This is a genomic window from Rhizobacter sp. P2_D12 (assembly GCF_056404395.1).
Genome location: NZ_JBFUEB010000158.1, coordinates 1 through 10,368, shown reverse-complemented (window position 1 = coordinate 10,368; position 10,368 = coordinate 1). Strand labels below are relative to the sequence as shown.

Sequence of the window (10,368 nt, the reverse complement as noted above, 5' to 3'; positions counted from 1 at the left end):
CGTACACGAAGCGCCGCACCCGCCCGTCCGGCCAGCTCACCGTCTCCAGGTTCCCCTGGGTGTCGTAGGCCARCACGATGGCCTGGCCGGCCGTGTCCTCGATGCGCGCGATGCGSCCCTGGATGTCGTAGCGGAACGAGATGCGGCGGCCCCGGTCGTCCTGCGCGCTCAGCAGCAGGCCGCCGGCCGGYGCATCGGCCGGGGTCATGGTGGCGACCTGGCAAGTCTTGCTCGCCTGGCGGTCCGGGTTGTAGCCGAAGAAGAAGYTCGTGCACGCAAAGCCGCCGTCCACCGTCTTCTCGACCCAGCGCGTGCCCGCACCGAAGCGCACCCGGTTCGTGCCGGTCAATGCGATGGCCTGGCCCTCGCTGCCCAGCGTGGCCCAGCTCGCGGTGCTGTACGTGAAGTTCACGCGCGCGCCGTCGCTCCACGCGATCCACACCAGGTTGCCGTCCAGGTCGTACAACTCGCGGCTGTTGTCCTGSGCRTTGAAGTACTGCCAGGTGGYCTKGTCGGCGGTCAGCCGGTCGGTGCGCCCRGCCACCGGGRMGAACACGCCGGTGCCCTGCACCTGGAAGGACTGTGCCCGGCCATCGCCGCGTTGCACCACCACGTTGTAGTCCTGCTGCGAGGCAATGTGCCGGTGCAGGCTGCTGAACCACAGCTCGCCCAGGCCCGGGCGCAGCGTCGCCGCCGCGGCCTCGCGATGCACGCCCGGCACCCGCCCGGTGCTGTCGTAGGTCAGCGTCAGCGGCAGGCGCCCCACGCGCAGCCCGGTGTCCACGAACTCCTTCTTGACCCCGCGCAGCGGCACGATCGGGTTGCCCCGCAGCAGCTCGCACAGCGGRCAGTCGTGCGGCAGCCTCACGTCGCGTATCGGCCAGCATGCCGTGTTCGTCGGGTCGGCCCCGGTGCCGGGGCGGCAGGTGCAGGTGCTGCCGGTGAGCAGCGCGTCGCCCGGGCACGTCGGCCGCGTGTACGCCATCGACGACGTGATGCGGCCGCTGCCGCCGTCGCTGCCGAAGCACAGCCCGCCGTAGCCGGCGCCCTCTCCAAAGACATTGGGGTCGCCGGTCAACGATCGCCAGTAGGCGCCGCATTGCGCGTTGAAGCTGCCCTCGGGGCCGCAGAATCCGGTCACCTCGCTCGTGTCGCGCGTCTGGATGCAGCCACCACCACTGGGCTCGGTGCCCGTCGACGCCACCTGGCCACTTGCATGCGCTGCGGCCGACGCCAGCAGCATCAGCATCGACAACACGATGCCCTTCACCCCCCGATGCAGGGGTGTCCAATCCAATGCCATGAAGTTCTCCTCGTCGGCCGCAATGCGCCTGTGCACTCGCGCCCTGAGTACTTCTTCAGGAGACTGCTTGAAACGCGAGCCGGCGGATTAGACGTGAAGGATTTGACACAGACAAGACCCGAGAGCAGGAAACAGCGGGCCAGCTCGACGGAGTTGTCAATTGTTTGCACTCAGCACAACAAATCCACGTCATGCCCAGCGCAAGGCCAGCACCCAGCCGAGCAAGGCCAGCAACTCGGTGATCTGCTGCGTCGCGCCCAGCGTGTCGCCGGTGATGCCCCCCAGGCGGCTGCGGAACCAGCGTCCGCACGCGAGCGTGCCCGCCGCGACGAGGCCGAGGCTGATCGCGACGTACGGCCACCAGCCCCAGCGCAGCGCCAGCAGGCCCGCACTCAACACCGCGACCCAGCCGAGCGCCACCGCCATGCCGACCGCCGAGATGCGCTGCGCGAGCGGTTTGGCCTTCGCCTGCGACACCTCGCCGGCATACGGCAGCACGCGGATCAGCACCGCCGCCGCAGCACGCGATGCGGTGTGCGCGAGCAGCAGCGCCGGCAGCGCCAGCGCCAGCGGCAGGCTCGTCAGCGCGGCCACCTTCAGCCCCAGCACCAGCACCAGCCCGACCGCGCCGTAGCTGCCGATGCGCGAGTCCTTCATGATCTCCAGCGCGCGCTCGCGGCTGACCGCGCCGCCCAGCGCATCGCAGGTGTCGGCCAGGCCGTCCTCGTGGAAGGCGCCGGTCAGCCAGGCGGTCGCGGCGATCGACAGCCACACGCCGATCGACGTGCCCAGGCCCTGGCTTCCGATCGCCAGCACCAGCGCGGCCACGGTGCCGACCAGGCAGCCGATCAACGGGAAATGCCGCGCACTCGCGTTCAGCCATTCCGGCTCGAAGCCGAGCGCGCGCGGCACCGGCACGCGCGTGAAGAACTGCAGCGCCACCGCCATCAGCCGCAGCTCGTGCAGCAAGGCCTTCATCCCGCCTCGCTGCGATCCGACACGCCGGCCGATTCGAAGCTCGCCATCTCGGCCAGCACGCGCACCGCGCTGTCGAGCAGCGGCCAGGCGAGCGCCGCGCCCGAGCCTTCGCCGAGCCGCAGGCCCAGGTCGAGCAGCGGTTCTCCGCCGAGTTCTCGCACCACCCGCGCATGCCCCGGTTCGGCCGAGCGGTGCGCCAGCACGCAGTAGCCGGCCAGGGCCGGCACCAGCCGCACCGCGACCAGCACGGCGGCGCTCGCGATGAAGCCGTCGACGACGACCACGCGCCGCTCGGCCGCGGCCTGCAGCGCCGCGCCGGCCAGCATCGCGATCTCGAAACCGCCGAAGGCCGCCAGCACGTCCAGCGGTTCGACCGCATCGCGGTGCCGTTCCAGCACCTGCGCGAGCACCGCCTGCTTGCGTGCCAGCCCGGCATCGTCGAGCCCGGTGCCGCGGCCCACGCACTGCCCGATCGGCGCCCCGCTCAGGCGCGCCAGCAGCAAGGCGGCGCTCGAGCTGTTGCCGATGCCCATCTCGCCCAGCAGCACGGCATTGCCGGGCAGGCCGTGCACCACCGCCATGCCGGCGGCCAGCGCCTCGCGGCATTGCGCGCCGCTCATCGCCGGCCCCTGCAGCGCATCGGCCGTGCCGCGTGCGATCTTGCGGTCCAGCAGGCCGGCACGCGGCGCGAAATCGTGCGCGACGCCGGCATCCACCACCGTCAGCGCGAGCCCGTGCTGGCGCGCCAGCACGCTGACCGCGGCGCCGCCGGCCAGGAAGTTCTCGACCATCTGCCAGGTGACGTCGCTCGGGAAGGCCGACACGCCGCGCGCCGCCAGCCCATGGTCGCCGGCGAACACCAGCATCTGCGGCTGCTGCAGGCGCGGCGCGTCGCTGCGCTGGATCATGCCCAGTTGCAGCGCCAGCGCCTCGAGCCGCCCGAGCGAGCCGAGCGGCTTGGTCTTGCGGTCCAGCCGGTGCTGCAGCCGCTGCGCAAGTGCCGCGTCGTGCAGCGGTGCGATGGAAGGAAGTTCGAAAGCCATGCTCAGTCCTTGCGAGGTTGGAGGAGTTGCATCAGTGCGCCCGGCGCGAAGTGCGCGTCGGCGAAATCGGCCAGCCCGTCGAAGACCTGTTCGAGCGTGCGCGCCGGCCGCCCGAACAGCGCGCGCAGCACGCCGGCGCATTCGAACACGCCGTGCGCATACAGGCCCAGCACGTTGTCGCGCTGCCAGCCGATCGGCTCGCCGGCCGCATTGCGCAGCGCCACGGGCAGCGGCGCCGTCGCCTGCGTGCGGCCATGCCGGATCTCGTAGCCGTCGAGCGCCACCTGCGACAGCGCGGACCACGCACCGGCCAGCGTCTCGAAGCGCGTGTCGACGCGGCACAGCAGCTTGTCGCGCTCGAAGCGCGTCGCGAGCGGCAGCAGGCCCAGGCCGCGCGCATCGCCGTCGATGCCGAACGGATCGTCCAGCGACTCGCCCAGCATCTGCAGCCCGCCACACAGCCCGAGCAGCGGGCGGCCCGCGGCGGCGTGGCGCGCGATCGGCCCGGCGAGGCCCTGCGCCCGCAGCCAGGCCAGGTCGCTGCTGGTGTGCTTGGAGCCGGGCAGCACGATCCAGTCGGCATCCGCCAGCGCGGCCGGCGTGCGTGCCCAGCGCAGCTGCACGCCGGCCAGCTGGCGCAGCGGCTGGAACTCGTCGAGGTTGCTCAGGCGCGGGTACGCGACGACGCTGATGCGCAGGCCGTCCGCGTCGCCGCTGGGCGTGCCGTCGAACACGCCGTCCTCCTCGGGCAGCCCGTGCTGGCGCCACATCGGGAGCACCGCGAGCGTCGGCACGCCGGTCAGCTGCTGCAGCTGGGCCGGACCGGGCTCCAGCAGCCGGGCGTCGCCGCGGAAGCGGTTCAGCACGAAGCCGCGCAGCAGGCGCTGCTCGTGCGGCGCGAGCAACTGGTGCGTGCCATACAGGTGGGCGAAGGCACCGCCGCGGTCGATGTCGGTCACCAGCAGGCAGGCGGCGTCGGCGGCCAGCGCGGTGCGCATGTTGACGTAGTCGCTGTGGCGCAGGTTGATCTCGGCCGGCGAGCCGGCGCCCTCGATCACGACCACGTCGTGCTCGTCGCGCAGCGCCTGCAGCGCGTCGCGCGCGAACGGCCAGACGCGCGCGCTGCGCTCGTGCCAGGGCACCTCGGCCAGGTCGGGGCGCACCTCGCCGAGCAGCACGACCTGGCTCGCGGTGTCGCGCTCGGGCTTCAGCAGCACCGGGTTCATGCGCACTTCGGGCCGGGCGCGCGCGGCCAGCGCCTGGAAGTACTGCGCGCTGCCGATCTCGCCGAGCCGGCCGCCCAGCCCCGGCACGACGCGCGCGTTGTTGCTCATGTTCTGCGCCTTGAACGGCGCCACCTTCAAGCCCTGGCGCGCGTACCAGCGGCACAGCGCGGTCGCGAGCCAGCTCTTGCCGGCGCCGCTGGTGGTGCCGAGGACCATCACCGCGCGCGCGCTCACCGCGTGACCTCCATCCACGCCCGCGCCAGCGCGTCCTGCGCGGCCGGCGGCTGCACGCCCAGGCGCACCGCGCCGGGCAGGCCCATCGACGCGGTGTCGCGCAGCTTGATGCCGTGGCGGCGCAATGCGGGCAGGCGTTCGACCAGGCCGGGGCCGCGCGCGACGTGGAACGGCGTCTCGCTGTCCTCGCAGCTCCAGCCGAGCGACGCGCACAGCTCGAGCTGGCGGGCCTTCCAGCGCGTCAGCGTCGCGAGCGAGTCCTGCAGCCAGTGCTGCGTCGCGGGTCGAGTCCATGCGGTCAGCATCGCGACACCGTGGGCGCCCAGCGGCCACGACGGCGCCAGCGCTTCGATCGACGCCTGCCAGGGGTCGTCGGGCGGTGCGATCGCATAGGCGCCGCGCACGCCCGTCAGGCCCAGGGCCTTGTTCGGGGACCACAGCTGCCATGCCTCCCCGTTCGCCTTCACCCCGTTCGCCCTGAGCAGGGACTGAGCCTGTCGAAGGCCCGTGTCGAAGGGTTGGTGCCCCAGCGCGCCGGCCTTCGACAAGCTCAGTCCGAACGGATCTCTTTCCGGGACGTCCAGGCGCAGCGGCGCATACGCGCAATCGACGACATGCAGCGCACCCGCAGCAGGCAGCACTGCGACCGTCCGCCCGAGCGGGCTGTCCGGCGAGGTCTGCCACACCAGCTGTGCCGCTTCGAGCGCCACCTCGCGCAAGCCGCGCGCCTGCGCCGCCGCCCGGTAGTCGCCATAGCCGGGCCGCGGCGCGAACACGCCCGCCCCCGGCAAGCGCAAGGCCACCGCGGTGCTGGCACGGGCGATGAACTCGCTCGCGCTGGCCGCGATCACGATGCGCTGCGGGTCGACCCCGTGGTGCGCCGCCAGCGCAGCCTTCAGTGCCGTCGACGACGGGTCGGGATAGCAAGACGGGTCGACGTCGAGCAAGGCCATCGGCGCCGGCCCGCAGGCATTCGCATTGGTCGAGAAATCCCAGCGTGCGACGCCCTCGGCATCCGGTCCGCCATGCAGCACCATGTCAGGCACTCCTCGCCCAGCAGGCCGCGACCGCCAGCGCCAGCGCGGCCCAGGCGGCGTGCGCCGCGATGCGCAGTGCCGCGCCCACGTCGGCCGGCCCGGGCGATCGCGCACCGGCATTCAGCGTGTAGACGCCCGGCTTGCCCAGGCGCACGCCCAGGCGCAGCGCGATCGCGCCCATCGGCCAGCCGCCGTTCGGCGACGGCGTCAGCACCGCCTGGCGGCGCAGCGCATGCCAGTGCGCGATGCGCAGCGGCGGGTACAGCAGCAGCGCCGTCATGCGCGCCGGCAGCCACGACAGCACGTCGTCCGCGCGCGCCGCCCACTTGCCGGCCCATTCCCACTCGCCGCGGTAACCCCACATCGCATCGGCGGTGTTCGCGAAGCGGTAGACGACGGCACCGGGCAGGCCGGCGACCGCAAACCAGAACAGCGGCGCGACCAGCGAATCGTTCAGGTTCTCGGCCAGCGTCTCGATCGCCGTCTCGCGCACGCCCTCCGCATCGAGCACCGAGGTGTCGCGGCTGACGAGGCGCGACAGCTGCTGCCGGGCGTCGGCCGCGGTGCCGGCCAGCGCGCGTTCGATGGCCGCGACCTCGTCGCGCAGCATGCGCCACGCGAAGCTCGGCTTCAGCAGCAGGGCCAGCGCCGGCACCGCGGCCCACGCCGGCCAGGTGTCGATTTCGCGCTGCGCGAGCCACGCGAGCGTGCCCAGCAAGCCGGCACCGGCGCACCACGCCAGCGCGCCACCGGCCCAGGCCAGCCTCGGCGGCAGGCGCTTCAAGGCCTGCCCGATGGGCGCCAGCCCCTGCCCCAGCCACGCGACCGGGTGCAGCACGTTGCGCGGCTCGCCGAAGCAGGCGTCCAGCGCCCAGGCCAGCAGCAGCGCGGCGGCAGCCAGCATCAGTCTTCGATGCCGCGCTGCGCCGGCACGCCGGCCTGGTAGTGGTGCTTGACCAGCGTCATCTCGGTGACGGTGTCGGCCAGTGCGATCAATTCGTCCGGCGCGCCGCGGCCGGTCAGCACCACGTGCACGTGGACCGGCCGCTCGCGCAGGCAGGCCAGCACGGCCTCCAGCGGCACCCAGCCGTAGCGCAGTGCATAGGTCACCTCGTCGAGCACGACCAGGAAATGCTCGCCGGCGCGGATCGTCGCCTCGGCGCGCGTCCAGCCGTCGAGCGCAAGCCGGGCCGAGTGTTCGAGGTCGCGGCTCTTCCAGCTGAAGCCGTCGCCCAGGCCCTCGATCGGGATGCCGAGCTGGTCGAACACGCGGTGCTCGCCGAAGCGCGCCGACGGCGGCTTCATGAACTGGTAGACCTTCACCGCCTTGCCGCGGCCATGGGCCCGCACGGCCAGCCCGAAGGCGGCGGTGCTCTTGCCCTTGCCGTTGCCGGTGTGGACGATCACGAGGCCGCGGCGCTCGCCGTCGGGTTTGTCGCTGCTGCGTTCGGTGGGGGGTTTTTCGATCTGCATGGGGGCGCCGACCCGGATTGGCATCCGGGCTACGAATCCAGGTTGGGGATGGTCAAGAAGCGCTTGCCGACGCGCTCGACGCGGACCGCGTGGTCGAACACCGATTCCAGGGCCGCGTGCACCGCGGGATCGTCGTGCGCGCCTTCGGCCTCGACACGGCCGTCCTTCATCACGACCAGCCGGTCCGCCTGCAGCGCGAGCGGCAGGTCGTGCAGCACGCTCACCACCGTCTGCGTGCGCGCCAGCCGCTGGAACAGGCGCACCAGCGCCACCTGGTGCGGCGGATCGAGGTGGGTCGTCGGCTCGTCGAGCAGCAGCACCGGCGCCTGCACCGCCAGTGCCCGGGCGATCAAGGCCCGTTGCCGTTCGCCGCCCGACAGCGCATGCAGGTGCCGGTGCTGCCACGCGCTGCACTCGGTGGCGGCCATCGCCGCATCGACGATGGCCTCGTCCTGCGGCCCCGGCGGCGTGAACAGCCCCAGCTGCGGCAGGCGGCCGAGGTGGACGATGTCGCGCACCGTCAGCTCGCCGCGCGCCTCGCCCTGCTGCGCGAGCCATGCGAGCTGCCGCGCCCGCTCGCGCGCCGACCACGCCGACAGCGGCCGGCCCTGCAGCAGCACCGTGCCAGACGCCGGCGCCAGCAGACCGGCCATCACGCGCAGCAGCGTCGACTTGCCGACGCCGTTCGGCCCGACGATCACCGTCCAGCCCGGCTGCAGCGCGAGCGTCACGCCCTTCAGCACCGGCGTGCCGCCGAGCGCGACATGCACGTCCGCACAGGCCAGCGCACTCATTCGATGCCCCGGCGGTGCAGCAGCCACAGCAGGTAGCCGCCGCCGAGCAAGGCCGTCAGCACGCCCACCGGCAGCTCCTGCGGCGCGATCAGCAAGCGCGCCAGCACATCGGCCGCGAGCAGCAGCGTGCCGCCCATCAGCGCGCTGACGACCAGCAGGTAGCCCTGTGCCGAAGGCGCGAAGCGTCTCACCAGGTGCGGCGCCACCAGCCCGACGAACGCGATCAGGCCCGACTGCGCCACCGCCAGGCCGGTCGCGAGCGCCAGCACGACCACCAGCACCAGGCGCAGCTGCGGCAGCGCCAGCCCCAGGCTCAGCGCGCTGTCGGTGCCCAGCGTCAATGCGTCGAGCGCGCGCGCCAGCCGCCACGCGAGCGGCACGCACACCAGCACGCCGGCACCGAGCAGCAGCACGCTCTGCCAGCCGAGGAAGGAGGTGCTGCCCAGCATGAACCACTGCTTTCCGCGCAGCGCGTCGGGCGCGACGTTGGTGACCAGGTCGCTGGCCGCGCCGAGCACGACGCCGACCACGACGCCGGCCAGCAGCAGCCGCGTCGTGTGCTGCGCGCCGCGCGACAACAGCAGCGTCAGCAGCACGCCGCCCAGCGCGCCGAGGAAGGCCCCCAGAACCAGCCCGGCGCTGGACAGCAGGCTGGCCGTCGCGAGGCTGATGTAGTGGCCGGCCATCGCCTGCGCCGCCAGCCCCAGCACCACCGCCAGCGTCGCGCCCGACGCTGCCCCCAGCAGGTAGGGGTCGGCCAGCGGATTGCGGAACAGCCCCTGCGCCACCGCGCCGGCCAGCCCGAGGAGCGCGCCGACCAGCCACGCGCCCAGCGTGCGCGGCGCGCGGATCTGGCCGACGATCAGCGGCGCGTCCGGCCCCCACAGCGAGGCGGGCGACCAGCCTTCGCTGCCGGCGGCCAGGCCGGCGACGACCAGCGCCAGCGCCAGCACGGCCAGCGTCACCACCAGCCGTCGTCGCAGCAGGCGCGCGTGTCCGTTCATCGCAGCGCCGCCAGGCAATCGGCCAGCTGCAATGCGGCCTCGCCCATGCGCGGCCCCGGGCGGATCAGGACCTCGTAGTGCGCCGGGTCGAAGCCGCAGATGCGCTGGCGCTGCACCGCGCGCAACGCGCTCCAGCCGGGCCGGCCGGGCATCTCGCCGACATTGCGCTGCGCGCCGACCAGGATGTCGGGCTGCGCGCGCAGCACGTACTCGGGGTTCAGCTTCGGGAACGGGCCCAGCTCGGGCGCGACGATGTTGGCGAGGCCGAGCCGCACCAGCGTCTCGCCGATGAACGAGCCGGGGCCGGCCGCATACGGCGACGCATCGACCTCGAAGTAGACGCGCTGCCCGCGCAGCGGCGGCGGCACGCGCGCCGCCGCTTCGCCCATCTCGCGCTGGATGCGCTCCCAGACCGGCGCCGCGCGCTCCGGCGTGCCGAGCAGCTGCGCGAGGGTGTTCAGGCTGCGCTGCACGTCGGCATGCGTCTTCGATTCGACGACGATCACCTTGACGCCCAGCGACTCGAGCCGCTCGATGATGCGCGCCGAGGTGGCGGCCAGCACGACGTCGGGCTTCAGCGCGACGATGCGCTCGACCTGCGCGTCGTCGATGCCGCCCAGCTTGGGCAGCGCGACCACCTCGGGCGGCGAATTGGAATAGCGGTCGGTGCCGACCAGACGCGGGCAGCCGCCGAGCGCGCACAGGCTTTCGGTCAGCGATGGCAGCAGGCTGACCACGCGCTGCGGCGGCGCGGCCAGCTGCAGCGTGCGGCCGCGGTCGTCTTTCAGCGAGACGCCGGCCGCCGCGGCCTGGAAGGCGGCCAGCGCGAGCAGCAGCGACACCAGCCAGCGGGTGATCCTCATCGTGTTTCGCCCTTCACGGTCAGCTCCACGCCTGCCACCATCAGCGTCACGCGCGCGCACTGCGCGGCCACCGCCTGGTGCAGGCGGCCCAGCTCGTCGACGAAGTGCCGCGCCTCGCGCGACATCGGCGACAGGCCGAGCCCGATCTCGTTGGACACCAGCACCACCGGCCCCGGCGCCGCCAACAGCGCGCGCAGCATCGACTCGGACGCAGCCTGCCAGCTTTCGGCCGCGGCGGCCACGCCGTCGATCGGCATCAGCCAGTTGGTGGCCCACAGCGTCAGGCAGTCGATGACCAGCAGGCGCTGCCGGCTGCTGTGCTCGGCGATGCCGAGCGCCAGGTCGCCCGGCACCTCGTGCGTGGCCATCCGCGGCACGCGCTCGGCGCGGTCGCGGCGGTGCCGCGCGAGCGA

11 protein-coding genes are annotated in these 10,368 nt (G+C 73.2%); all 11 read right to left on the bottom strand.

Annotated features, from left to right (window positions below; translation table 11 throughout):
- On the bottom strand, positions 1 to 1,303 hold a 1,303-nt coding region (locus tag AC1DYN_RS29885), incomplete at its 3' end, for an RHS repeat domain-containing protein (RefSeq protein WP_477965972.1).
- 189 nt (positions 1,304 to 1,492) lie between these two features.
- Positions 1,493 to 2,281, bottom strand: a complete 789-nt coding sequence (gene cobS / locus AC1DYN_RS29880; protein WP_477965970.1) for an adenosylcobinamide-GDP ribazoletransferase — start codon at positions 2,279 to 2,281, stop codon at positions 1,493 to 1,495.
- Entirely contained in the window at positions 2,278 to 3,324 is a 1,047-nt protein-coding gene (gene cobT, locus AC1DYN_RS29875) for a nicotinate-nucleotide--dimethylbenzimidazole phosphoribosyltransferase (RefSeq protein ID WP_477965968.1), read from the bottom strand. Before cobT ends, cobS begins: the two co-directional genes overlap by 4 nt.
- Before the next feature lie 2 nt (positions 3,325 to 3,326).
- On the bottom strand, positions 3,327 to 4,784 hold the full coding sequence (locus tag AC1DYN_RS29870; protein WP_477965966.1) for a cobyric acid synthase: 1,458 nt from the start codon (positions 4,782 to 4,784) through the stop codon (positions 3,327 to 3,329).
- Complete coding sequence (locus tag AC1DYN_RS29865) at positions 4,781 to 5,821, bottom strand: aminotransferase class I/II-fold pyridoxal phosphate-dependent enzyme (protein WP_477965964.1); 1,041 nt, start codon at positions 5,819 to 5,821, stop codon at positions 4,781 to 4,783. The genes AC1DYN_RS29870 and AC1DYN_RS29865 overlap by 4 nt, the downstream gene beginning before the upstream one ends.
- Before the next feature lies 1 nt (position 5,822).
- Complete coding sequence (gene cbiB / locus AC1DYN_RS29860; protein WP_477965962.1) at positions 5,823 to 6,725, bottom strand: adenosylcobinamide-phosphate synthase CbiB; 903 nt, start codon at positions 6,723 to 6,725, stop codon at positions 5,823 to 5,825.
- Positions 6,725 to 7,294, bottom strand: coding sequence for a cob(I)yrinic acid a,c-diamide adenosyltransferase (gene cobO, locus AC1DYN_RS29855; RefSeq protein ID WP_477965960.1), 570 nt, complete (start codon positions 7,292 to 7,294; stop codon positions 6,725 to 6,727). The genes cbiB and cobO overlap by 1 nt, the downstream gene beginning before the upstream one ends.
- Before the next feature lie 29 nt (positions 7,295 to 7,323).
- On the bottom strand, positions 7,324 to 8,088 hold the full coding sequence (locus AC1DYN_RS29850; RefSeq protein WP_477965958.1) for an ABC transporter ATP-binding protein: 765 nt from the start codon (positions 8,086 to 8,088) through the stop codon (positions 7,324 to 7,326).
- On the bottom strand, positions 8,085 to 9,092 hold the full coding sequence (locus AC1DYN_RS29845; RefSeq protein WP_477965956.1) for a FecCD family ABC transporter permease: 1,008 nt from the start codon (positions 9,090 to 9,092) through the stop codon (positions 8,085 to 8,087). The genes AC1DYN_RS29850 and AC1DYN_RS29845 overlap by 4 nt, the downstream gene beginning before the upstream one ends.
- Positions 9,089 to 9,955 (bottom strand): ABC transporter substrate-binding protein, encoded by an 867-nt coding sequence (locus tag AC1DYN_RS29840; protein ID WP_477965955.1) that lies wholly within the window; start codon positions 9,953 to 9,955, stop codon positions 9,089 to 9,091. The genes AC1DYN_RS29845 and AC1DYN_RS29840 overlap by 4 nt, the downstream gene beginning before the upstream one ends.
- Positions 9,952 to 10,368, bottom strand: a 417-nt coding sequence (locus tag AC1DYN_RS29835; protein WP_477965953.1) for a bifunctional adenosylcobinamide kinase/adenosylcobinamide-phosphate guanylyltransferase, incomplete at its 5' end; no start/stop codon positions are given. The genes AC1DYN_RS29835 and AC1DYN_RS29840, both read right to left, overlap by 4 nt.